We start from the raw sequence: 23,579 nt of genomic DNA, 5'->3' as shown, positions 1-23,579 counted from the left end.
TTAACGGGTCTCACGTAAGACTGTCTAACGTAAATGGGAGGGGCGTGGATGACGCAGGCCGACGGTCCGGTCGCCAAGCTCGACTTCGTGAACCTCGTGGCCAGCTTCGGCGGGACGGCGACGTCGACGCAGCCGCAACCCGCCAACCACTTGCTGGTCGCCGAGGGGGCGATCCGCCTGGGGGACGGGGTCATGGCGAACAGCCGAGCGCTGGCCGACGAGACGCTGCGCAACAGGGCGCTGTACTCCTCGAAGGACCTCATCGAGCAGGGCAACACGCTGCCGCTGATCCCACTCGGCATCGACCCGCCGGACCATTCCGTGTACCGCAAGTTCCTGGATCCGCTCTTCGCGCCGAGGCGCGTCATCGCGATGGAGGAGGACATCGCCGCCCGGCTGAACCGGTTCATCGACACGTTCGTCGAGCGAGGGTCCTGCGACTTCACCGCCGAGCTCGCCGAGCTGTTTCCGTCGTCGGTCTTCCTCGGGATGCTGGGGCTGCCGTTCGAGGAGCTCGACACCCTCGTCGGTTTCCGCGACGGGCTGCTGCGCCCGGGTGACCCCTCGATGCCGCCGCACGAGCGCTCGGCGATCCAGCGGGACACCGCGCAGCAGGTCTACGCCTACTTCGGCGCCGTCCTCGACGAGCGTGCCGCGGCGCCGCGCGACGACCTGCTCTCGCTGTTCGTCAGCACCCAGACCGAAAGCGGCCGGTTCCGGCGCGACGAGCTCCTGTCGATCTGCTTCGTGCTGCTCACGGCCGGGCTCGACACGGTGACCGACTCGCTCACGTGCTTCTTCGCGTTTCTCGCCCAGCATCCCGACCACCGGCGGCGCATCGTAGAGGATCCGGACGTCATCCCGGTCGCGGTCGAAGAGCTGCTGCGCTGGGAGACCCCGGTTCCGTCAGTCGTGCGGTGGGCCAGGCAGGACACCGTCCTGGGTGGGCAGCCGGTCGGCGCCGGCCACCACGTGATGGTGAACCTCGGCGCGGCCAACCTCGACCCGGCCGAGTTCCCGGACCCGCTCACGGTCAGCTTCGACCGCACGGTGAACCGCCACCTCGCGTTCGGCGGCGGCGTGCACCGTTGCCTCGGGTCCCACCTCGCCCGCCGCGAGCTGCGGATCGCGCTGCGGGAATGGCACCGGCGGATTCCCGAGTACACGCTCACCCCCGGCTACGAGGTCACCTACCTTCCGCCGCTGCGCTACGTCCCCGATCTGAAGCTGTCGTGGGCGCCGTGAGCAGCCGCGTCGTGCAGTGGGCGACCGGAACGACCGGCCGCCTGGCGCTGCGGGCCGTGATCGACGCACCGGACCTGGAGCTTGTCGGCGTCCGGGTCTACGGCCCCGACAAGGTGGGCACCGACGCGGGCGAGCTCGCCGGCCGGCCGCCGACGGGAATCCGAGCGACCGACAGCAAGGCCGACGTCCTCGCTCTCGACCCTGACGTCGTGCTCTACATGGCCCGCGTCGAGAACAACGTCGCGGCCTGTGTCGGCGACGCCGTCGACCTGCTGGCGGCCGGCGCCGACGTCATCGCGACCGGCAGCCCGTTCATCGACGCCCAGTCTCTCGGCCCCGAACACCACCAGGCCCTCACGGCCGCCTGCGAGAAGGGCGGGAGCAGCTTCCTCGGCCTCGGTCTCTTCCCCGGTTTCTGGGGCGAGGCCGTCGCCCCGGTGCTGTCCCGGCTGGCATTCGGGTGCGACCGGATCTCCGTGCGGGAACACCTGTCCTATGCGGCGTACCCGAGCACACAGCTGATCTTCGACGTGATGGGCTATGGCCAGGCCCCGGACTCGACGACCGCCGCGCTCAGCGACCCGAGCCGCGCCGCGGGCGTCTTCACCAGCACGGCGAGGATCCTCGCCAAGGCCCTCGGCCTTGACCTGCGCTCGGTGCGGCCCGTGCGCGAGGTCGCCGTCACCGACACCGAGCTCACCGTCGCCGCCGGGACCATCCCGGCCGGGACGGTCGGGGCGATGCGGCTCGGCGTGCTGGCCGACTGCGGCCCCGTCAGCATCGCCGTCGAGCACGTGACCTGGATGGCACCGCGGATCCGGCCGGAGTGGTCGGCACCCGGCGAGGGCTACCAGATCGAGCTGGACGGCACGCCGAGCCTTCGTTGCACCCTCGTTCTCGGAACCAAAGGCGAGGACCACTCCGAGATGGGGTGCCTCGCGACCGCCATGCACGCGGTCCACGCGATCCCGGCCGTCCGGGCTGCGGCGACCGGCGTGCTCGACCTGGCCGACGTGACGAACTTCGTGGGGAGACTGGCATGAGTGTGGTGACGCCGGCGCGGATCGGCCTGCTCATCGACTACCTGGATGACGACGGTGGCTACGACGAGAACATCCTGCCGTCGCTGCAGCTTGTCGTGGACGACTTCTTAGCCCGCGGCCTGCTCGAACGGCCGGTCGAGTTCGTCGTCCGAGCCGTGCAGGGCCTGCCGAACGGAACCTTCCGTGCCGTGCGGGACGCCTTCGACGAGCTGGTCGCCGAGGACGCCCTGGTGATCTTCGGCCCGTGGGTGTCCGAGAACGGTGTCGCCCTGCGCGATCATGTCGAGGCGACGGCGGAGGTCGCCTGCATCACGATGGGTGCGTCCGAGACGATGCTCGGCGAATGGGTGTTCGGCCTGCCTGCAGGGTCGATGGAAGAAGAACCGATCATCATGGCCACCGTCGCCGCCCTCGACGGAGCCCGCAGCGTCGGTATCGCTTTCGAGGACTCCCTGATCGGCAACGAGTACCTGCGCACCACCCGGGTGGCCTGCAAGGAGGCGGGTCTGCGCATCACCGCGGAGGTGCCGATCCCGCAGGTCCAGGCCGAGAAAGGCGCGGCGATGAAGCTGCTCGCCGTCGAGCGGCCGGACGCGATCCTGCATGTCGGGTTCGGCCTCGGCATTCCCGGCATGAACGACGCGCTCGCCGAGATCGGCTGGCTGCCGCCGCGCTACACGACCACCGCGTTCGAGTTCGCCGCGGTCAGCGACTGGTGGCGCAACCAGTTGGCCGGCTGGATCGGCCTCGACCAGTACGACGAGCGCAACGAGACCGCCAAGGCGTTCCTCGACCAGTTCGAGGCACAGCACGGACGGCGTCCCGCGTACTTCTTCCCCGTCTACTGCTACGACGTGGCCCGGATGATGCTGCTGGCCATCGCCGGCGCGCGCCCGCTGACCGGGCCGGGAGTCAAGGACGCCCTCGAGAAGATCAAGATGGTGCCGGCCGCGAGCGGCGCCCCCGGAACCCGCCTGCGGTTCGGTCGCTACATCCGCCATGGCTGGGTCGGCAGCGAGTTCCTCGTCGCGCGCCGCGTGCTGCCCGACGGCAGCCGCACCGTCCTGCACGCCACCATCGAGGGCCTCATCGAGCCACCCGTCACGCCATGACCAGAGTCGTCCAGTGGGCGACCGGCGCGGTCGGGTCCGCCCAGCTGCGACAGGTCATCGACAGCCCCGACCTGGACCTCGTCGGCCTGTTCGTCTACAGCCCCGGCAAGGTCGGCCAGGACGCCGGCACGCTGGTCGGGGTGCTCGCGACCGACGACAGGACGTCGATTCTCGCGCTCGACGCCGACCTCGTGCTGCACGCCGCGAGCAAGGCCTTCGCCCACAACACCAACACCGACGACATCGTCGCCCTGCTCGAGTCTGGCAAGGACGTCATCACCACGACGTCCTACAACCACCTTCCGACCTTCGGCCCCGCGGTCGACGAGCGGGTGCGGGCCGCCTGCCGCCGCTCGGGCGCCCGGTTCCATGCCGCCTCGACGGTGAGTTCCTCGTGCGGGTCGTCGTCGAGGGCGTCCCACCTCTGCGACTCGAGCTCCGCATCGGCAACGACCACCTTGAGGGCCTACCGGGCGTCGCCGGGGGCCAGCTTGCCGTCGCCACCACCGCCATCCGGGCGATCCCCGAGGTGCGTGCCGCGCCGCCGGGCGTCGTCACCGCCCCCGTCTTCGGCGCCTACCGGTGGCCGCCAGCCTGAGCCACCTACCTCAACATCAACCCGGCGGACGAGTCGGTCATCGGAGTCGTCGCGGACGCGTCGAAGGCGGACCTGGTGCGGGCGATCGCGGCCGCGCGCCGGGCGTCCGACGAGTGTGCGCAATAGCCCGGCGCGGTCCGGACGGACGCGGACCGTCTCCTCCGCGGCGGCCACCAGTAACTATAAGGATGCGCAACCTGGGTGCAGACCGGCGGTGCGGCAAACGCCCAGGTCAGCCGGGTGCGCTCGGAGGTACTCGAATCCCCAACCTTCTGATCCGTACTGGGCCCATCTCGGGCCGCAGATCTCCTGGACGAACTGCAGCTTCTCCTGGAGCACGTAACCTGCTGGGCCGCCGTAGCCAAGAGTTCCGCAATAGCGGTATGGGGCCTTTTGGACGGTGGGGTCGAGGGAGCGGTAGAAGGTTTGGCCGGAAGAAGCGCGCGCGATGGGCGTCTTGGTCGCGTCCACCACGTCCGCCCCAGCGGTGACGCGGTACTGCCACGTTTCACAGGCAAGGGCATGTCGCGGTTGAGGCGGTCCCGGCAGGTTCGAGGCGGGGCGCGACACTGGGACGATCACCAGGTCGCCGAGGTCCACCATGCGGCGAAGTTGAGTATTTGCGCTCAGGCGGTTCCCGGAGCCGGCAAGAATACTGACTTCCATGCCCATCTCACAGCCGATGAGGACATCGGCCCCCACCCCTGCCGTCCAGAGATCGCGCTTGGGCATGACGACAGGAGATGTCGTGTCCCCGACACCGTCCTCGACCTGGAGCCGGTTGCGCAATGTTCTGGCGATCGGCGGTGGGTCTCTCGCGAGCTTCTTCCTGACGCTCTATCTGCTGCGGTGGGCCGCCGGCCTCGACCGCCACTACAACGTCGACTGGGGCGGTCCGGTCGAGATCCGGACCCATGCGGGCCTCTTCCTGAAGATGGGGCTGCTCGGCTCGCTGCCGGCATTCGTCGGCGGGATCGTCGCGGCCGGCGTCTCGCGCTGGATCGCCGTCGCGGTCGGCCTCGGCTGCATCCTCGTCGCGTGCATCTGCGAGGGGGTCGTCCAGTACCTGCCCCAGCCCTGGTTCACCTTCTAGCGCCGCCTCCGACAAGGTCCACCCCGTCCCGGAGTGCCCAACAGCCGATCCCCGGGGCGCAGCTCCCGGAGCATCACCTGCAGCGGGACGAATAGCCGGGTGTCCGCCGGCGTCAGCAGCAGCCGCTCCACCTCGGGCCGGCCCGCCTGGCCGTGGTCCAGGGCCACGCGCAAAGCCGCGGTCTGCTCACGCAGGCTGGTGCGAACGGCAGCGCATTCTTCTGCGCGTGGCGCACCCGGTGAGCCAGTGTCCGCGGCTGGATGAGACCGCGGCCCACGTCGAGGTCGGCCGGCCGTCGCTCCTGGTCACCGCAGCCGGGACGAGCTGGCTCGACGAGATGCTCTGGCAGCTGGAGAAGGTGGCGGCATGACCAGCCGCGACGTCAACGGTCCCGTGTCGCCCTCGTGGTACCACGAACTGCGGAACCCGGGTACCACAGCGACCGTCACGACGCCCGCGCCGGCGTCACACGTCTCGTGACCGGTCCTGCGGAGCAGCCGTGCCTATCCCGGCCAGGCGTTCGAAAAGGACTCACCGCCGTCGACGAACACCAGGTCCGGCTGTGGATCTCCTGACACCGCTGGACCCTGCACGCGAAACGTGTGCCCCGGGATCGGCCCCCGGGGCACAGGCTCTTCGTTTCGGACTACCAGGCGACCGGCAACTCGGGCAGACCGATGCCATAGCTTCCCTCGGACCAGGCGAGGTCTTCGGGGGCGGTGGCGAAGTGGAGGTTCGGGAACCGGTCCAGCAGCGCCGTCAGGCACTCCTCGAGTTCGACCCGGGCGAGGTGCGCGCCCTGACAGTAGTGGCGCCCCGCGCCGAACTGCATTGTGCCCGGCGACTTGGGCCGGTCGAACCTGATCCGCTCCGGCTCCGGAAATGCCTCCGCGTCGTACCCGGCGGCGACCAGCGGCGTGAAGACGGCCTGGCCCTTGCGGATCGTGCCGGCGCCGGAGACGAGTTCCACGTCCTCGGTGGCCAGTCGCATCAACCCGCTGCCCCCGCCGCCGGGCGGGTTGTGCCGCAGCAGCTCCTCGACTGCCACCGGGAGCAGTGACCGGTCTGCCTTCAGCGCCTCCCAGGAGTCCCGGTCACGCAGCAGGCTGAAGACGATCCGGCTGAGCGAGCTCGCGATGGTCTCGTTGCCACCGATGATCAAGCTCCTGATCGCGGACACCAGTTCGCCCTCGGACAGGCGGTCGTCGACGTCCCGCGCTTTGATCAGATCGTCGATCAGCGAATCACCGGGATTGGCCCGTCGACGGTTAGCGAGCGCGAGCGCGTAGTTGTCGAACTCGAGTGCCGCCTGGTCGAGCTCCTCGCGGGGCATGGCGAAGGAGAGCCAGGCGGCGACCCACTTCCTCAGTTGCTCGCCGTCCTCCACTGGGATGGCGAGCATCTGGCAGATCAGCCGCATCGGCAGCTCGGACGCAAAGTCCATCAGGTTGGCCGGAGCACCTGCCTGCTCCACCTTGTCGAGCAGCTCCTCGATGATCCGGCGGATTTCCGGACGCCACTCCTCGGCCCGGCGCGGCGTGAAAGCCGAGGCGGTGATTCGGCGCAGCCGGATATGGTCCTCTCCGTGGACGTTGATCAGGAGCGACGGGTCCTCCAGTAGAAGCATGTTGTCGAACAGGCGCGGGGCGTCCGGCGCGGAGAAATCACGGGTGAAGCGCTTGTCGTCACTCATGATCTGCTGGATGTCCGCATGCCTGAGGGCGAGCATCGCCCGGTCACCGGTGGGCAGGGTGACCTCGCTCAGCGGGCACACCTCCCTTCTGCGGGCGAACTCCGGGGGCGGCCCGGCGAGTGGGCCATCCGGAAAGGGGAACTGTGCCGGGGTGTCATCCATCTGAGGCTGCTCGGACATGGCGTATCCTTCCTGTGCTGGTCCCGGCTACCACGCAACCGGCAGGCAGGGCAGGCCGATCGTGAAGGTGCTGTTGTTCCAGGGCAGGTCCTCCGGAGCCACCGTCATGTGCAGGCTGGGGAAGCGCTCGAGCAGCACGTCCAGGGCGATTTCGATCTCCGCCTTGGCCAAGTGCACGCCGGGGCAGAAATGGCGGCCAGCACCGAACATCATGGTGGACGGCAGCTTCGGGCGGTCGAGGCGATAGTTCTCCGGCTCGGGGAAGGCTTCCGGGTCGTGCCCGGCAGCGACGGCCGGAGTGAGGACCCACTGGCCCTTGCGGATCACGGCCCCGGAAGGCAGCTCGACGTCCTCGGCCGCCTTGCGCATCAGGCCGACTGAGCCTCCGCCGGGCGGGTTGACCCGGATCAGCTCTTCGACCGCCGTCGGCACCAGCTCGCGGTTGGCGAGGAGGTGCTCCCAGTGCTCGCGCTCGCGCAGCAGGGTGAAGACGGAGCGGCTGATGCCGTTGCCGATGCTCTCGATGCCGCCGGCGATCATTGAGCGGATCATCGATTCCAGCTCACGGTCGGACATCCGGTCGCCGTCGTCCTGGGCGTTCACCAGCCGGTCGATCAGCGCGGTGCCCGGGTTCGCCCGAGATCGGGCGGCCGTCGCCACGACCCACGCGGTGAACTCCTCGCGCACCGCGGCCATCTCCTCCGGCATCGCGACCGACAGCCAGGTGCTGACCCAGCGCCGCAGAAGGGCGCCATCCGTGTCCGGGAGGCCGAACTGGCGCAGCACCAAGCGGATCGGCACCTTGCCGGCGAACTCGCTCATGAGGTCCGCGGGAGAGCCCTTGGCCTCCATCTCGTCGAGGATCTCGTTCATGATCTCGCGGATCTCGGGACGCCACTCGTCGATGCGGCGCGGATTGACGGCTGGGCTGATGATCCGGCGGAGGCGCAGGTGGTCGTCTCCGTGCATGTTCATCAACATGGTCGGGTCCTCGAGGACCTCCATGTTGGGGAACAACTGCGGAGTATTGGGCTCCGAAAGGTCACGCACGAACCGGCGGTCGTCGCTCATGATCGACTGAATGTCGCCATGCTTGACGGCGAGAAGAACCTTGTCACCCATCGGCAGGGTCACCTCACTCACCGGACACTCGCGGCGCCGGCGCGCGAACTCCGGGGGTGGGCTGGACATCGGGCCGTCCGGGAACGGGAACCGGTCGGGCCCTTCCGGGAACGGAAACTTGTACGGATTGACCTCGGGCGCGGCAGACTCGGTCACGCAGAACCCCTTCGGTGAGTGGAGGTTGGTGTGCCTGGCACGATGCTCGTGCCTTCCGCTTTGGTTCCGCTAAAGTGCCCGACGGGGACCCTTGCCGTCAGTTCTCTCTCACCAGGCTGACCAGTACCTCACCGTCCACCACCTGGGCGCGGAACACCGCGATGGGAGTGGTAGCCGGCAGGCAGGTGGCCTTGCCGGTACGCAGGTCGAAGGAGGAGCCGTGCAGCCAGCATTCGACGGCACCCTTGTAGACCTCGCCGTCGGACAGAGGGACGTCGGCGTGAGTACACCGGTCCTCGATGGCGTGTACCTCACCCTGGCTGCGCACGATCGCCACGCTGGTTCCAGCTACATCGAGCGCGAGCGCTCCGTCCTCGGGCACATCGGCGAGCGCGCACACACGGACGTAGGTGAGACTCATCCCAGCTCCAGGTCGTCTTCGGGGTGGGGCAGTCGGTTCCGAGAGAATGACTTGGGCGTCTAAAACGGCGCTAATACGGCGGCCGCGGCCCCCGGCGGTTGGCCGTTGTCCCCTGGCACGATGTCGGGGCCGCAGCCCACGTATTCGGACCGTGGGACGGCGTGGCCGGTCAGCCGAGCAGTCCGGCCAGTGCGCGCCATTCCTGTGTGGGCAGCATCTTCGGCGGAGTGCCGATCACGGAGAGCGCGACGTGGTCGGCACCCGCGTCCAGATGTTCCTGTACGCGGCGGGTGATCGCGTCCTGGTCGCCCCAGGCGACCATCGCGCGTATCAGCCGGTCGGCGCCTGGGCCGGTCAGGTCGACTGAGTAGCCGAGTGCGCGCAGCATGTCGGCCCGGTTCGGCAGCGACTCCGCGACGAAGTTGCGGGCCAGTTGACGGGTGTTGGCGTTCTCCGGTCCGAGCAGGACGCCCTGGATCACGCCGAGGAAGGCGTCCGGACCAAGCAGTGCACGGGTCTGCGCCGTGTGCTCGACAGGCACAACGAACGGCAGCGCGCCGTCGGCTCGTTCGGCGGCCAGCGTGAGCATCTTGGACCCGACCGCGCCGATCACCCGCGGGCCGCGCTTCTCCGCCTCGGGCGGGCCGACATGCGTGGCGTCCATCTTGTCGAGGTACGCCCGCATCGTGGGCACCCGCGGGCCGAACGTCAGACCTCGGACCTGCTCGACGAGCCATGGGTGGCTGATCCCGAGCCCGAGCACGAAGCGGCCGGGGAAAGCCTCCAGCAGCGTCCGTTGCGCCTGCGCCATGGTCACCGAGTCGCGGCCGTAGACGTTGGCCACGCCGGTCGCCACGGTCATCCGGGAGGTGGCCGCCAGCAGCAGCGCCGCCTGGGTCGTCGCCTCGCGTCCGGACACCTCGCCGAGCCACAGAGCGGAGTAGCCGAGCTCCTCGATTTCGACGGTCGCCGCAAGGACCTGCGAGATTGGTAGATCATCAAACTGGTTCGTCCACAGGCCGAGCTTTCCAAGCCCCAACTTCCCGTTGACCATGAGTGAGTTCACTTCCTATCTCACGAAGCCGAGCCGGCGACTTCGGGACGTCTGCGAAAGCGACAGCAAGGGTCCGCGGACACCGATACCCCCGGCCATTCAGTGGCCGGGAGTATCGGTGGTCCGGGTGCCGGCGGTCAGACGGCAGGCTCGGCCTGGGCCGGAGTCTCCTCGGTGGCCGCGGTGGGGGCTGCGGCGGCGGCCGGCTTGATGACGATCAGGGCGATCGCGATCGAGAGGGCCACGAAGATGAGCGACGCGGCGAAGGCGGCGCTCATGCCCTCGACCAGAGCGTGCTTGGCGTTGCCTGGGGCCTTCGCGGCGGCGTGCCGGCGGACCGGACCGAAGACGGTGACCAGCACGCTGATGCCGAGGGTGAAGCTGATCCACTGAATCATTTCGAGGACGCTCGCCGCGGAACCGGCGTTCCTCCCGGAGACGTCGCCCAGGATGATGGCGGAGATGGCGGTGAACGCCAGGCCGGCGCCGATCCCGAAGAGCAGGATCGGGCCGAGCACACCGCTTACGTAGGTGGTGGAGTCCGAGAGCTGGGACAGCCAGACCATGCCGCCGCCGATCAGCACGATGCCGACCAGGATCAGCGGCTTGGCGCCGACCTTGCCAAGCAGCCTGGAGGCCTGGGCGCCGGCGAACAGGATTGCGGCGGCCATCGGCAGGAAGGCGAAGCCAGCCGACGCCGGGCTGAACCGCAGCCCGTCCTGCAGGTACTGGCTGACGAAGTAGTTCATCGCGGACATGGTCCCGACCAGGCCGATCAGGCTGAAGTAGCCGCCTGCACGATTGCGGCTGGTGAACAGGTCGAGCGGCATCAGCGGCTGGCTCGCTCTGCTCTCGACGACCAGGAAGGCGATCAGCAGCACCGCGCCGGCGGCGAGCAGGCCCGGGGTGACGCCGTTGTTCCAGCCGCTCCCAGCGGCGCGCAGCAGGCCGTAGACCACGGCGGTCATGAAGGCGGCCGAGAGCACGGTGCCGCCGAGGTCGAACTTGCCGGGGTGGCGGTCCGCCTCGACCACGAACAACGGGGCGAGTACCAGGACCAGCGCGGCGAACGGGACATTGATGAACATGACCCACCGCCAGGAGGCATTCGAGGTGAGCAGGCCGCCGGCGATCAGGCCGAGGGCGAGGCTGGCGGCGTACGAAGCGGCCACGGCGCCGAAGGCTTTGTTGCGCTCGGGACCCTCCTCGAAGTTGCTGGTCACCAGGGCCAGGGAGTTCGGCGCGGCCATCGCGGCACCGAGGCCCTGCACCACGCGCCAGACCAGCAGCGACTCGGCGGAGTTGGCCAGACCGGCGAACACCGAGGCCGCGCCGAACAGGACCAGACCGGCGATGAAGATCTTGCGGCGGCCGAGGATGTCGCCGATGCGCCCGCCGAGGAGCAGCAGACCGCCGAACGCCAGGGTGTACGAGCTGCTGACCCAGGCCAGGCTGGTCGACGAGAAGCCGAGAGCCTCGTGGATCTTCGGCAGTGCGATGTTCACGACGGTCCCGTCCAGACCGATCATGAACTGGCTCAGCACGATCACCACGAGCGCGATGCCTGGCTTGCGCCGTGAGTTGATGGCGCCGGCGGCGCCCGTGGTGCCGCTGGGCGGCGACGTGGTGGACACAGTACCCTCCCTAGGTCAAGACGCGGAAGCTGGCGAGATAGTAGACGGTCGCGTTCACTATAGATCCTGCGGATGATGGTTCGCAAGGAACGCCTCTGCGAGGAATCTGGAGGGCTCGCGATCACAACCAGCGTCAGTACCCCCGGATCAGGCGGAGGCTCCGGCACGCGGCGGCGAGGAAAGGTCCTCGAGAAAGCCGTCCTGGACGCCGCTCTCGACCAGCTGCGGACGGTCGGCTACATCGGTCTTTCCATGGAGGGTGTCGCTGCCGCGGCCGGGACCGGGAAGGCCGCGCTCTACCGGCGCTGGGCCAACCGGGACGAGCTGGTCGCCGCCGCGCTCAGCAGCGTCCTGCCCGACCCGGCCGAACTCCGGCTGGGTGTTTCCGTCAAGGAGGACCTGCTCGCTCTGCTGCGATGCATCCGCGATGCCATCGCCCTCACGCACGGCACGGTCTTCCAGGTCGTGCGCAGCGAGGCGGCCACCGCCGGCGGCCTGATGCACGCGGTCGTGGGACAGCGGGTCATGGACCCGTGCGGTGACCTCACGCTGGAGGTGCTGCGACGGGGAATCGCGCAAGGCGAGCTCCGCCCGGGAATGGACGCGGCACTGGTGGCGACCGTCGGGCCAGCGATGATCGTCCACTACGTCGTGAACCAAGGGCCCTCGGTTCCTGACGACCACCTGCTCGCGATCGTCGACGAGGTCCTGATGCCGTTGGTCTCGCGCTGAGCAGCCGCGCGGGTGGTCGGCGGCCGGCGGTCGCGTCAGCGGCATCCGTCGCCTCAACGCGGCGAGGGGCCGCGCCTCCCGCGACGGAGAGTGCTCACGGCTTCGGCGGGCCGTCCTCCGGCACCGTACCAGCGGAGATCTGCCGCCACAGCGACAGCTCGGTCTCGCTCGGGGGCACGCGGCACACCCTCTCCGGATGGCCCGGTGGTGGCTCGTGGCGTATGCCTGGCTCGCCGCGCGTGGTGGGAGGCCCCTCGTCGTCGGTCGCCTGGCCGGCGTCGTGCCGGCCGGTCGAACCTGGATCGAGGCTGCCCGGATCCTCCAGGATCGCCAGCTGAAGCAGCGGAAAAGGCCACGCGAACAGGAGGACCGTCCCCCGGGCGGCCCGCACCCGGTGCACGGCGACATGGCCCGACCACTGGAGCAGCAGCCTAAGCAGCCACGCGCCGATCCGCATGGCCCGCGTCATCTCGGCCTGCTCACCCCGTCGATGGGCCTCCCACCGGCGCTGCGTGCCCGGTTGGGCGTCGGGTCTTCGTTCGGGGCGATCAGCGCGAGGACCGGTCGGATCTCGCCAGCCGGCACGCGCCGCCCGAGACGGCGGGTGGCCCTCGCCGTCTCGGGACGGGCGGGGCTCCGGCTCAGCACCGCGTGCCGACGGGATCGCCGAACCAGGTACTCAGCGCCTGCGCGAGAGCCGGCGCGTCCTGGCCGTCATGAGGCGCCCCCGCGTAGGCGACGTGACCGTCGGGCCGGACCACCACCAGCTTGGCGTGCCCCACCGCCGCGTCGCCGGCCAGGTCGTGGCGAGCCCGGACGACGTCGAACCGGCCTGCCCAGCCGCGCAGGTCCAGCCGGGGCGGTGCGGCGACGTCCGTCCCGAACTCGAGGACCAGGCCGTGGGCGGCGTGCAACAGAGCGGCGGCGGGGATCCGTCCGTCAGCGGTGTCCAGTGGCACATTGGGCAGCCGGTAACCGACCAACGGCGATCCGCCCGGCGGCGGCGACGGGTACCGCGCCTCGGTGGGCATCCGCAGCAGGTAGCGGTTGACCTCGTCGAACCTGAGCAGCTCGGCGACCAGGTCGCGCAGCGGCGCCACCCGGTCCAGCGGGTGCATGAGCGCCAGCTGCGCCCGGGCGTGCCGACAGGCGTTGACCGCGGCGGGCCTGCGCTCGGCGTCGTAGCTGTCGAGCAGTCCCGGCGGCGCCCAGCCGTTGATCTCGGCCGCGAGCTTCCAGCCCAGATTGAGCGCGTCCTGCACGCCCAGGTTCAGCCCCTGGGTGCCCGAGACGAACAGCACGTGCGCCGCGTCGCCGGCGAGGAAGACCCGGCCGCGGCGGAAGGTGTCGGCGAACGTGCTCTCGTGCCCGAACCGGGCCTGGAAGACCAGATCTCGCAGGTCGGGGTCCCGCCCGACGATCCGCTTGACGCTCGCCCGCAGCTCCGCCGCGTCTGGCGCGGGTTCACCGGGCCCGGGGGGAACGCCGCCGAACTCCACCGTCATCAGACGCAGCTTGTCGGGCGGGATCGGGATCGCGCCGAAGACGCCTGCCGGATGCAGACCAGCGTCGAGGACTTCGGGAACCCCGTTCTCGACGGGCAGGTCCCCCAGCACACCTCCGTAGGCCGACGGCGGATGCCGGTCCCATGCGATGCCCGCCAGCTGGCGCACGGTGCTGAAGGCGCCGTCACAGCCGATCAGGTAGGCGGCCTCGACCGTGGCGGCGCCCGGCGCGGGGCCCGCCGGGCTGGCCGCGCTCACGGTCACCGTGACCCCGTCGGCGTCCTCGACGTAGCCTGTCACACGCTGCGAGGTCCGGATCTCGACGCCGAGTTCACCGGCACGCGCCCGCAGCACCCGCTCGGTGCGCCACTGCGCCATGCCGTAGGTGTGGTCCTCCGGCCCGACCACGTCGACGTCCAGCCAGAGGAACCCGAACGGGGTACGAGGCCAGGGGATCAGTCCCTCGGCGCGCAGCCGCTCCGTCAGGCCGCGCTGCTCGAGGGCCTCGAGCGTGCGGCCGTGTATGGCCATGCCGGCGGAGTGATCTGGCTTCGCACCGTCGGGTTCGACGACGATGGCGTGCACGCCCGCGAGGGCCAGCTCGCAGGCGACCAGCAGTCCGGTCGGGCCGCCGCCGGCCACCACGACCGTGCGGCTCGGCTCCGGACCGGTCTCGGTCACGCCGCCACCGTGGTCGGCTCCCCGAACCAGGCGCGCAGCGCGGCGATCAGTCCGTCCTGCTCGGGGCCACCACCGGCGTAGGCGACGTAGCCGTCCGGACGCACGAGCAGGACGGACGCGTCGATCTCCGGGCTCGGTTCCGCGGTGACCACCCGCACCCGGTCCGTCCAGCGGGCCGCCACGTCGTCCGCGCCCAGCAAGAACAGCACCGGCAGGCCGCTGTGCAGCTCGTCGGCGATGGTCGTCGGGCCGGTGGGCGTCGTCAGCGCCGCGTTCGGCGCGCGCAGGCCGAGCAGCGGGTGCGCCGGCACCGGCTGGCCGTCCGCCTGGCGGCTCGCGGTGGCCTCGGGCAGGGAGCTCGGCGTCATGTCGTAGCGAATGCCGACGCCGGTCAGCATGTCCATCAGATAGGTGTTTACCGCTTCCAGGCGGATCAGCTCACCGAAGAGCTCGCGCAGCGCCGCGACCCGGTCGAGCGGGTGCAGCAGGGCGTCCTGGGCACTGGTGTTCCAGCAGACCCGCTGACCCACCGGCCGGCGCTCGGACTCGTAGGTGTCGAGCAGGCCGGCAGGCGCCGAGCCCTGCAGCGTCGCTGCCAGCTTCCAACCGAGATTGAGCGAGTCCTGGATGCCTGTGTTGAGCCCCTGGCCGCTGACCGGCAGGTGGATGTGGCAGGCGTCGCCCGCGATGAAGACCCGCCCGGATCGGTAGCTGTCGGCGAGCCGGGTCGCGTTGCCGACTCGCGACAGGTAGCGGATCTCCGCCGTCTCGAGCATCTCCAGGTCGTAGCCGGCACACAGCCGGAACCGCTCCTGGAACTCCTCCCGGGTCGGTGGGATCGCGTTGCTGGTCTTTTCTGTGCCGAACTGCAGCGCCGTCACCCGGTAGAGACCCGGCTGCAGCGGGATGGCCGCGACCAGGCCATTCTGCGAGAGGGTCGGCATGATGAACACGTTGACGTCCAGCGGGGTGAGGACGTCGGCGGTCAGCCCGTTCTGCGTCGAGGCGGTGCCGGGGAAGCCGATCCCGGCCGCCTTGCGCACCGTGCTGGAGCCGCCGTCGCAGCCGACGAGGTAGGCGGCGGGCAGCTGGTACTCGACGCCGTCGGCTCGCCGGATCTCGACGGTCACACTGTCGTCGTCCTGGGCGAAGCCGACGACCTCCTCGCCTCGCCGGATGTCCACGCCGAGCTCCAGTGCCCGCTCCTCCAGCAGTTGCTCGACGTCGCGCTGCGGGACCAGCAGCGGCAACAGGCTGGTGTCGATGTGCTCCTGCAGCTCGACGAGTCCGAAGTTGTACGACTTCACCGCCGGATACTGCTTGAAGCGGTTCAGGCCGCGCTGGTCGAGGACCTCCAGCGATCGCACGTGCAGGGTGAGGGACCGCGAGTAGCCGCTCGGCTCAGGGAAACGCTCGACCACGACGGTGTCCACGCCCGCGAGACCGAGTTCGCAGGCGAGCATGAGTCCCGCCGGGCCGCCCCCGGCGATCACGACACGTCCGCCGCCCGCGACGTTTTCGCTCATGGCATTCTCCTTCGCCGGCACGTGGTGGGCGTGCCCTCGATGACGGTGCGCGGGCCCAGCGTCGAGTCGGCCGCTAAAGCGGTCCTGAAGCATCGCGAGCGGGTTCCGGCGCGCTGGAAGCGCCGGTGCCGCTAAGCCCGGCTTTAGCGCGGCTGGCAACCATGCCCTCGCAACCGGTTCGCGGGCGTGTGTCCGGTTCGGCACGCACCCAGATCAGGCCGAGGACGACGGCCGAGGACCCGAGAGGCAGCGCTCGAGACGATGTTGACCAGCTTCGAGGACGACCACGCGATCGCCGTCATCGGCCTGGCCTGCCGGCTGCCCGGTGCGCCCGATCCGGTGTCCTTCTGGACCATGCTGCGTGACGGCCGGCACGCCGTTTCCGAGATACCGCCGTGGCGGCGTGCCGGCGACGAGATCCGGTACGCGGCGCTCCTCGAACGGGTGGACGAGTTCGACGCCGGGTTCTTCGGGATGTCGCCGCGTGAGGCGGCAGCGACCGACCCGCGCCAGCGACTGATGCTGGAGCTCGCCTGGGAGGCGCTGGAGGACGGGTCGGTCGTGCCCGCCTCCCTTCGCGGCAGCGCGACCGGTGTCTTCGTCGGAGCGATCGGAGACGACTACGCCTCGCTGGTCAGGCGGCGCGGCGCGGCGGCCATCGATCAGCACTCCCTGGTCGGACTCAGCCGGGGCCTGATCGCCAACCGGGTCTCCTACCTGCTTGGGCTTCGGGGTCCGAGTCTCAACGTGGACAGCGCGCAGTCCTCCTCGCTGGTCGCAGTCCAGCTCGCCTGTGAGAGCCTGCGCCGCGGCGAGATCACGTTGGCGATGGCGGGCGGGGTGAACCTCGCGCTCGCGCCGGAGGGCACCATCGAGGCGGCCCGGTTCGGTGCGCTGTCGCCGGATGGCCGCTGCTACACCTTCGATGAACGTGCCAACGGCTACGTGCGCGGCGAGGGCGGGGCCGTCGTGCTCCTCAAGCCGCTGCCAGCCGCGCTGGCCGACGGTGACCGCGTCTACTGCGTGATCCGGGGTTGCGCCGTCAACAATGACGGCGACGCCCAAGGGCTCACGGTCCCGAATCCCGCCGCGCAACGGGAGGTCATCGACCTGGCGCGGGCGGCGGCCGGAGTGGACGCCGATGCCGTGCAGTATGTCGAGCTGCACGGCACGGGTACCCGGGTCGGCGACCCGATCGAGGCCGCGGCGCTCGGCCGGGCCGCCGGTGCGGGCTCGCACACGCTACGGGTCGGCTCGGCGAAGACCAACGTCGGTCACCTGGAAGGCGCCGCGGGGATCGTCGGCCTGCTCAAGACCGTGCTCGCCATCCACCACCGCGAGCTGCCCGCCAGTCTGAACTTCGAGCGCCCGAACCCGGCCATCCCGCTCGACGAGCTGGGCCTGCGCGTCCAGACGCGGACCGGCCCTTGGCCCTGGACGGACCGCCCGCTGGTCGCCGGGGTCAGCTCGTTCGGCATGGGTGGCACGAACTGCCATCTCATCCTCTCGGACGTCCCGGCACCGGCCGATCCGGCCGGGCGACCCAGCACACCGGCTGCCACCGCGGTGGCCGGCCCCGGAACGACATCCGCCCTCGCGGAGGAGCGGGCGGACACGGCCGGTGCCCCCGGCCTCGACGCGGATGACCCTTCGGACGCGCGCCCGGCCCTGCCCTGGGTGCTGTCGGGCCATACCGCGCAGGCCCTGGTGGGGCAGGGTGCCAGGCTGCGCGCACACCTGCTCGCCCACCCCGAGATGTCCGACAGCCGGATCGGGCATGCGCTCGCCACCACGCGCACGGCGTTCCCCCACCGCGCCGCGGTGGTCGCCGAGGACCGGGGCGGATTCCAACGGGGCCTCGACGCGTTGATCGCGGGTACGCCGGCCGCCGGTGTCCTGCGGGGACGCCGGCAGGACGGCGCCCTGGCGTTCCTGTTCCCCGGCCAGGGCAGCCAGCGGGCCGGGGCGGGTCGCGAGTTTTATGAAACCGACCCGGTCTTCGCGGACGCCCTGGACGAGGTCTGCGCGCAGCTCGATCCGCATCTCGCCTCGGGTGGCGCGCACATCCGGCCGCTGCGCGACGTTCTGTTCGCACCAGCCGGCTCCCCGGACGCGGCGCTGCTCGACCAGACCGCGTGGACCCAGCCGGCGCTGTTCGCGCTCGGCACCGCGCTGTTCCGGGTGGTCAGCCGGTACGGGCTCGTCCCGGACGTCGTCACCGGCCATTCGGTCGGTGAGCTGACCGCGGCGCACGTCGCCGGAGTTCTCCCGCTGGCAGACGCCGCCGCGCTGGTCGCCGCCCGCGGCCGGCTCATCCAGTCCGCCCGCTCGGACGGCGTGATGATCGCGGTGCAGGTCTCCGAGGAGGAGATCGCGCCCCACCTGCATGGCCGCGAGGCCGAGGTGGGGCTCGCGGCCGTCAACGGCCCGCGGTCCGTGGTGCTCTCCGGAGACCTCGAGGCAGTGGAGGAACTGGCGGCCCGCTTCGCCGCGCTGGGCCGGCGTACCAGCCGGTTGCGGGTCAGCCACGCCTTCCACTCCCCGCACCTGGAGGAGGTCGCCGGCGAGTTCCGCACGATCGTCGCGACCATGCCGTTGCGGCCGCCGACCATCCCGGTCGTCTCGAACCTGACTGGCCGGGTCGCCGCGCCTGAGGAACTGACCTCGCCGGACTACTGGGCGGCCCACCTGCGCAGGACCGTGCGGTTCGCCGACTGTGTGCTGGCAATGCACGACGAGGGTGTCACCACCTGCCTCGAGCTCGGGCCAGGCGAGGTGCTCAGCGCCCTCGCCCGCGACCTCCTGCCGGCCCGGGACGGCACGCCGAGCGCCGCGATCCCGTTGCTGCGTGCCGAGATGCCCGAGCGACGCGCCGTCGTGACCGCGCTCGCCGCCGCGCACGTGCGCGGGGCCTCGCCCGACTGGGACGCCGTGTTCCCGAACGCCGGACCCCCCGTCCCCCTACCCACCTACGCCTTCCAACGCCGCGCCCACTGGTTCGACGGAACCGCGCAGGGGCCGGCGGCCGCCGCCGTTCCCGAGCAGTTCGGCGCGTCCGAGCAGGCGCCGGCATCCGCCGCGGCGGTGCCACCCGAGGCCCTGGGTGACAGGCAGCTCGGTGAGGCCGGCGCTCCCGACGACGGACCGGAGGTCGTGCGGGCGAGCCTCGCCGCGAGACTGCTGCGGCTGGGCCAGCCGGAGCAGGAGCGCAGCCTGCTCGACCTGGTGCGAACCCGGACCGCCGCGGTGCTCGGCCACACCTCGCCGCAGGAGATCGATCCGGCCCTCACCTTCAAGGACCTCGGAGTCAGCTCGCTGTCCGCGGTGGAGCTGCGGGAACTGCTCTACGCGTCGACTGGTCTGCCGCTGTCCCCGACGGCTGTCTTCGACCACCCGACACTGCTGGCACTCGCGCGCCACGTCAGGGAGCGGCTTCTGGGCACAGGCACCCCGACCGAGGTGGGGACCGGCGCTCGATCCGGGGCTGACGAGCCGGTGGCGATCGTGGGGATGGCGTGCCGGTTTCCCGGCGGGGTCACCTCACCTGAGGAACTGTGGCGGCTGGTCTGCGACGGCGTCGACGCGATCGGCGACTTTCCGTCGAACCGCGGCTGGGACCTCGACGAGCTCTACGACCCCGACCCCGACCGCCCCGGCACCACCTACGTCACCCAAGGCGGCTTCCTCCACGACGCCGACCAGTTCGACCCCGACTTCTTCGGCATCAGCCCCCGGGAAGCCCTCGCCATGGATCCCCAGCAACGACTGCTGCTCGAGATCGCCTGGGAGGGCCTAGAACGCGCCCGCATTGATCCCAGCGTCCTGCGGGGCACCCGCAGCGGCGTCTTCGTTGGAGCGTCGACCCAGGATTACGGGCCGCGTCTTCACGAACCCGCCGACGGCCACGACGGCTACCGCCTCACCGGCGGGCTCAGCAGTGTCGCCTCCGGCAGAATTGCCTACACCCTCGGTCTCGAAGGTCCCGCCCTCACCATCGACACCGCCTGCTCCTCCTCGCTGGTGGCCGTACACCTCGCCGCCCAGTCCCTACGAAGCGGCGAATGCTCGCTCGCTCTCGCCGGCGGCGTCACGGTCATGGCCGAACCAGGCATGTTCATCGAATTCAGCCGGCAGCGGGGCCTGGCCCCCGACGGCCGCTGCAAACCCTTCGCCGACACCGCCGACGGCACCGCCTGGGCCGAAGGCGCCGGCCTCCTCATCCTCGAACGACTCTCCGACGCCCTGCATCACAACCACCCCATCCACGCCGTCATCCGAGGCTCCGCCATCAACCAGGACGGCGCCTCCAACGGCCTCACCGCCCCGAACGGACCCGCCCAGGAACACGTCATCCACCAAGCACTCGCCAATGCCGGCCTCACCACCCACGACATCGACACCGTCGAAGCCCACGGCACCGGCACCACCCTCGGCGACCCCATCGAAGCCCAAGCCCTCCAAGCCACCTACGGCCGCAACCGTGACCCCCACCACCCCCTCACTCTCGGCAGCCTCAAATCCAACATCGGCCACACCCAGGCCGCAGCCGGTGTCGCCGGCATCATCAAAATGACCCAGGCCCTCCACCACCGCCACCTTCCCCACACCCTCCACCTCACCGCCCCCACCCGGCACATCGACTGGACCACCGGCACCGTCAGACTCCTCGACGCCCCCACCCCCTGGCCCTCCCGCGATCGCCCCCGACGCGCCGCCATCTCCTCCTTCGGCATCAGCGGCACCAACGCCCACCTCATCCTTGAGGATTTCCCCGGTCCCTCGACGACCGGCGCCGACCCCGCGACGGACACACCACCCGCCAGCACCACGGCGCTCACACCCGAACCGGCCGCACTCCCCGTACCGGTAACGCTGTCGGCGAAGAACCCCGCCGCCCTCGCCGCTCAGGCCAGCGCCCTACGCCACCACCTCGACAGCCAGCCCGAACTCCCGCTCACCGACATCGCCCACTCCCTCGCCACCACCCGAACCACCTTCAACCACCGCGCCGTCATCGTCGCGAACACCCGCGACGAACTTCGCGCCGGTCTCGACGACCTCGCGGCCAATCCCCGCACGCCACAGACAGCCCGCGTCACCCGGGGGACCTCCCGCCCGCGCGAAAACCCCGTCCTCGTCTTCCCCGGCCAGGGAACCCAATGGGCCGGTATGGCCAGCTCCCTGCTCGTCGCGTCCCCGGCCTTCGCCGAACGCATCGACGCCTGCGCCACCGCACTCGCCCCATACACCACCTGGTCACTGACCGAGCTCCTCCGTAACCCACCCTCCGGGACGGGCACCGGGCCCGGCAGCCGCCTCGACGCCGTCGATGTCGTCCAGCCAGCGCTCTGGGCCGTCATGGTCTCCCTCGCCGCGCTCTGGAGCGCCCACGGCATACAGCCAGCCGCCGTCATCGGCCACTCCCAGGGAGAGATCGCCGCCGCCACCATCGCCGGCGCACTCACCCTGGAAGACTCCGCCCGAGTCGTCGCGCTCCGGGCCCAGGCACTGAGAAGACTCGCCGGACACGGCGGAATGGCTTCCGTCGCGCTCCCCGCCCACACCACCCAGGAACACATCACCCGAATCGCGCCGGAACTCGCGGTCGCCGCCATCAACAGCCCGCACACCACCGTCGTCTCCGGGCCTTCCGACCACCTCACGAAACTCGTCGCACACTGCCACGGACAGGGCATCCATGCCCGAGTCCTGCCCGTCGACTACGCCTCCCACCACCCCGGCGTCGCAACCCTCCGGGACGAACTACACGACGTCCTCGGGCAACTCCGCCCCCGCACCTCCGACCTACCGTTCTTCTCCACCCTCACAGCCTCGTTCCTCGACACCGCCGAACTCGACGCCGACTACTGGTACCGCAACCTGCGAAACACCGTCCGCTTCGCCGACGGCACACAGGCACTGCACGCCGCAGGGCACACCACCTTCATCGAGGTCAGTCCCCACCCTGTCCTCACCACCGCCATCGAGGAAACACTCGGCGACGCACTCACCGTCGGAACACTCCGCCGCGATGACGGCACCTTCGGCCGGTTCCTCCACTCAGCCGCGCAGGCGCACACGTACGGCCTCCCCATCCGCTGGAACACCACCGGCAAACACATCGAACTACCCACCTACGCCTTCCAGCGCGACCGCCACTGGCTCACCGCCCCCCGAAACACCCGCACCTCCGAACCCGGCCAGCACCCGCTCGTCGAGCACACCGTCCAGACCCCCGACGGCGGAGTCATCCTCACCGCCACCGTCAACCCGGCGGACCACGCCTGGCTCGCCCAGCAGACCGGCCAGAACGCACTGTTCGGCACCGCCGCCGTACTTCTCGACCTCGCCCTCCACGCCGCCCAGCTCGCCGGCCTGTCGAGGTTCGAGGAGTTCACCGTCGACTCGGGGCTGCCGTTCGCCGGTGGTTCGCCGCTGCGGGTCCAGGTCGCGGTGAGCGCGTCGGGCGAAGACTCGACCCGCGGCCTGACCGTGCACGCCCGGCCCGCGCGCGCCGGCGCGAGCGACTGGACGCGGTACGCCCGCGGCACGGTCCTGACGCCGCACTCCTCAGCAGGCACCCCGGACGTGAACCGGGAAGTCGCCTGGCCGCCGGACGGCGCCGTGCCGATCGAGATCGACGACGCCCAGCCAGAGGCGGCAGCCGGCGATCCCCCCGCGGCGGCCGGCCGACCCGCGGGCGGCGACCTGGTCGGTGTGTGGCGCGGCGAGGGCGGGTTCTTCGCCGAGGCCGAGGCGACCGAGGACAGGCGTGACGCCGCCGGGCGGCATGTGATCGATCCCGTTCTGCTCACCGCCGTGCTGGCAGCGTCGATGTCCGCGGCGGGCGTCGGCGGTGACGGGATCGCGCGTCGGCCACGCTCCTGGCGGGGCGTGCGCCTCCACGCGGCAGGCGCGGGGGCGCTCCGGACCCGGCTGACCCGCACCGGTCAGGACACCGCGCGCCTCTCCGTGTCGGACGGCGCCGGTGACCCAGTACTCGAGGTCGACGCGGTGACGGTGGATGCGGTGACCGACGGCGAGGCCACCGCGGGGGCGCCGCTCGGGCTCCCCATGCACCGGCTGGCCTGGCTGCCGCTCTCGGCACCGGGTTCGACGGAAGCCGCGCCGCCGCGCACCGACGGCTCCTGGGCGATCGTCAGGTCGGACGGCAAGGACGGGGGCGGGCTACCCACCTACACCGATCTGGCCGCGCTGGGCGTCGCTGTCGCCGCCGGTGCTCCCGTGCCCTCTGTGGTCCTGGCCCCCCAGCTGCCCGCTCCCACCGCGCCCGGCGGGGCAGCCAGCCCGCCCGGCGCGGCGGCACCGTCTGACGGTGCCGGAAAGGACCACCTCGCCGACGTCCACGCGGCCACGGAGGCTGTGCTACTGCTGGCGCAGGAGTGGGTGGCGGACGACCGGTTCATGGCGTCCCGGCTGGTCGTCGCGACGCAACGCGCGGTCGCGGCGGGCGAGGACGAGGACGTTTTCGACCTTGTCGGCGCGGCGACCTGGGGCCTGGTCCGCAGCGCGATCTCCGAGCATCCGGGGCGGTTCGCGCTACTCGACATCGACGACGACCCAGCGTCGGCGGCTGCCATCGCGAGTGCGCTGGAGAGCGCTGCGCCGCAGCTCGCGGTACGCGGCGGTCGGCTGCTCGTGCCTCGTCTCGTCGTCGAGCCGCCGGTCGCCGTCCAGGAGCCCGTCTCGTTGGATCGGGGGGGTACGGTGCTGATCACTGGTGGTACCGGCGCTCTCGCCGGCCACATCGCCCGTCACCTGGT

At 70.8% G+C, this 23,579-nt stretch carries 17 protein-coding genes; 8 read left to right on the top strand and 9 right to left on the bottom strand.

Going from position 1 to position 23,579, the window contains the following annotated elements; translation table 11 throughout:
* Nucleotides 1-48: 48 nt before the first annotated feature.
* From I6A60_RS29045 to I6A60_RS29030, 4 genes are all read left to right on the top strand, one after another.
* A complete protein-coding gene (locus I6A60_RS29045; protein WP_203022826.1) occupies nucleotides 49-1,245 on the top strand; it encodes a cytochrome P450 in 1,197 nt (398 codons plus the stop codon).
* Nucleotides 1,242-2,288 (top strand): dihydrodipicolinate reductase, encoded by a 1,047-nt coding sequence (locus I6A60_RS43730; protein ID WP_203022825.1) that lies wholly within the window; start codon nucleotides 1,242-1,244, stop codon nucleotides 2,286-2,288. Before I6A60_RS29045 ends, I6A60_RS43730 begins: the two co-directional genes overlap by 4 nt.
* Complete coding sequence (locus I6A60_RS29035; RefSeq protein ID WP_203022824.1) at nucleotides 2,285-3,400, top strand: ABC transporter substrate-binding protein; 1,116 nt, start codon at nucleotides 2,285-2,287, stop codon at nucleotides 3,398-3,400. Before I6A60_RS43730 ends, I6A60_RS29035 begins: the two co-directional genes overlap by 4 nt.
* A 394-nt stretch (nucleotides 3,401-3,794) precedes the next feature.
* Nucleotides 3,795-3,998, top strand: coding sequence for a hypothetical protein (locus I6A60_RS29030; RefSeq protein ID WP_203022822.1), 204 nt, complete (start codon nucleotides 3,795-3,797; stop codon nucleotides 3,996-3,998).
* Nucleotides 3,999-4,178: 180 nt separating this feature from the next.
* Here I6A60_RS29030 and I6A60_RS29025 read toward each other — a convergent pair whose 3' ends face one another.
* Nucleotides 4,179-4,730, bottom strand: coding sequence for a hypothetical protein (locus tag I6A60_RS29025; RefSeq protein WP_203022821.1), 552 nt, complete (start codon nucleotides 4,728-4,730; stop codon nucleotides 4,179-4,181).
* Nucleotides 4,731-4,746: 16 nt separating this feature from the next.
* Between I6A60_RS29025 and I6A60_RS29020 the strand changes: the two genes are divergently transcribed.
* A complete protein-coding gene (locus I6A60_RS29020) occupies nucleotides 4,747-5,091 on the top strand; it encodes a hypothetical protein (protein ID WP_203022820.1) in 345 nt (114 codons plus the stop codon).
* Nucleotides 5,092-5,317: 226 nt separating this feature from the next.
* Entirely contained in the window at nucleotides 5,318-5,461 is a 144-nt protein-coding gene (locus tag I6A60_RS29015) for a hypothetical protein (RefSeq protein WP_203022819.1), read from the top strand.
* Between the two features lie 276 nt (nucleotides 5,462-5,737).
* Here the strand turns inward: I6A60_RS29015 and I6A60_RS29010 are convergent, their stop codons facing one another.
* The 5 genes from I6A60_RS29010 to I6A60_RS28990 form a co-directional block, all read right to left on the bottom strand.
* Nucleotides 5,738-6,964, bottom strand: coding sequence for a cytochrome P450 (locus I6A60_RS29010; RefSeq protein WP_203022818.1), 1,227 nt, complete (start codon nucleotides 6,962-6,964; stop codon nucleotides 5,738-5,740).
* Between the two features lie 27 nt (nucleotides 6,965-6,991).
* On the bottom strand, nucleotides 6,992-8,242 hold the full coding sequence (locus I6A60_RS43725; protein WP_203022817.1) for a cytochrome P450: 1,251 nt from the start codon (nucleotides 8,240-8,242) through the stop codon (nucleotides 6,992-6,994).
* 97 nt (nucleotides 8,243-8,339) lie between these two features.
* On the bottom strand, nucleotides 8,340-8,663 hold the full coding sequence (locus I6A60_RS29000; RefSeq protein ID WP_203022816.1) for a non-heme iron oxygenase ferredoxin subunit: 324 nt from the start codon (nucleotides 8,661-8,663) through the stop codon (nucleotides 8,340-8,342).
* 169 nt (nucleotides 8,664-8,832) lie between these two features.
* Nucleotides 8,833-9,717, bottom strand: a complete 885-nt coding sequence (locus I6A60_RS28995) for a TIGR03620 family F420-dependent LLM class oxidoreductase (protein WP_203042776.1) — start codon at nucleotides 9,715-9,717, stop codon at nucleotides 8,833-8,835.
* 137 nt (nucleotides 9,718-9,854) lie between these two features.
* On the bottom strand, nucleotides 9,855-11,351 hold the full coding sequence (locus tag I6A60_RS28990; RefSeq protein ID WP_203022814.1) for an MFS transporter: 1,497 nt from the start codon (nucleotides 11,349-11,351) through the stop codon (nucleotides 9,855-9,857).
* Nucleotides 11,352-11,426: 75 nt separating this feature from the next.
* Between I6A60_RS28990 and I6A60_RS28985 the strand changes: the two genes are divergently transcribed.
* Complete coding sequence (locus I6A60_RS28985) at nucleotides 11,427-12,083, top strand: TetR-like C-terminal domain-containing protein (RefSeq protein WP_203022813.1); 657 nt, start codon at nucleotides 11,427-11,429, stop codon at nucleotides 12,081-12,083.
* A gap of 94 nt (nucleotides 12,084-12,177) precedes the next feature.
* On the opposite strand, the gene I6A60_RS28980 is transcribed toward I6A60_RS28985, so the two are convergent.
* The 3 genes from I6A60_RS28980 to I6A60_RS28970 form a co-directional block, all read right to left on the bottom strand.
* The gene (locus I6A60_RS28980) at nucleotides 12,178-12,552 is read right to left on the bottom strand and encodes a DUF6059 family protein (RefSeq protein WP_203022812.1); all 375 of its coding nucleotides are present in this window, start codon (nucleotides 12,550-12,552) and stop codon (nucleotides 12,178-12,180) included.
* Between the two features lie 172 nt (nucleotides 12,553-12,724).
* A complete protein-coding gene (locus I6A60_RS28975; RefSeq protein WP_203022811.1) occupies nucleotides 12,725-14,269 on the bottom strand; it encodes an FAD-dependent monooxygenase in 1,545 nt (514 codons plus the stop codon).
* Nucleotides 14,266-15,795, bottom strand: a complete 1,530-nt coding sequence (locus I6A60_RS28970; RefSeq protein WP_203022810.1) for an FAD-dependent monooxygenase — start codon at nucleotides 15,793-15,795, stop codon at nucleotides 14,266-14,268. The genes I6A60_RS28975 and I6A60_RS28970 overlap by 4 nt, the downstream gene beginning before the upstream one ends.
* A 261-nt stretch (nucleotides 15,796-16,056) precedes the next feature.
* Here I6A60_RS28970 and I6A60_RS28965 point away from each other — a divergent pair.
* Nucleotides 16,057-23,579 (top strand): type I polyketide synthase (locus I6A60_RS28965; protein WP_203041894.1); only part of this gene is annotated, 7,523 nt, incomplete at its 3' end.

The sequence above is a fragment of the Frankia sp. AgB1.9 genome (assembly GCF_016786355.1).
Classification (GTDB): Bacteria; Actinomycetota; Actinomycetes; order Frankiales; family Frankiaceae; genus Pseudofrankia.
Note: the sequence above shows the minus strand (reverse complement) of the source record. Positions and strands in the feature narration are given on the sequence as shown.

What these genes read in the sequence shown, in the direction of transcription:
- I6A60_RS29045 (WP_203022826.1), top strand. Translation starts at nt 49, where the DNA reads ATGACGCAGGCCGACGGTCCGGTCGCCAAGCTCGACTTCGTGAACCTC.
- I6A60_RS29035 (WP_203022824.1), top strand. Translation starts at nt 2,285, where the DNA reads ATGAGTGTGGTGACGCCGGCGCGGATCGGCCTGCTCATCGACTACCTG.
- I6A60_RS29025 (WP_203022821.1), bottom strand. Translation starts at nt 4,730, where the DNA reads ATGCCCAAGCGCGATCTCTGGACGGCAGGGGTGGGGGCCGATGTCCTC.
- I6A60_RS29010 (WP_203022818.1), bottom strand. Translation starts at nt 6,964, where the DNA reads ATGTCCGAGCAGCCTCAGATGGATGACACCCCGGCACAGTTCCCCTTT.
- I6A60_RS29000 (WP_203022816.1), bottom strand. Translation starts at nt 8,663, where the DNA reads ATGAGTCTCACCTACGTCCGTGTGTGCGCGCTCGCCGATGTGCCCGAG.
- I6A60_RS28995 (WP_203042776.1), bottom strand. Translation starts at nt 9,717, where the DNA reads ATGGTCAACGGGAAGTTGGGGCTTGGAAAGCTCGGCCTGTGGACGAAC.
- I6A60_RS28985 (WP_203022813.1), top strand. Translation starts at nt 11,427, where the DNA reads ATGGTTCGCAAGGAACGCCTCTGCGAGGAATCTGGAGGGCTCGCGATC.
- I6A60_RS28980 (WP_203022812.1), bottom strand. Translation starts at nt 12,552, where the DNA reads ATGACGCGGGCCATGCGGATCGGCGCGTGGCTGCTTAGGCTGCTGCTC.
- I6A60_RS28970 (WP_203022810.1), bottom strand. Translation starts at nt 15,795, where the DNA reads ATGAGCGAAAACGTCGCGGGCGGCGGACGTGTCGTGATCGCCGGGGGC.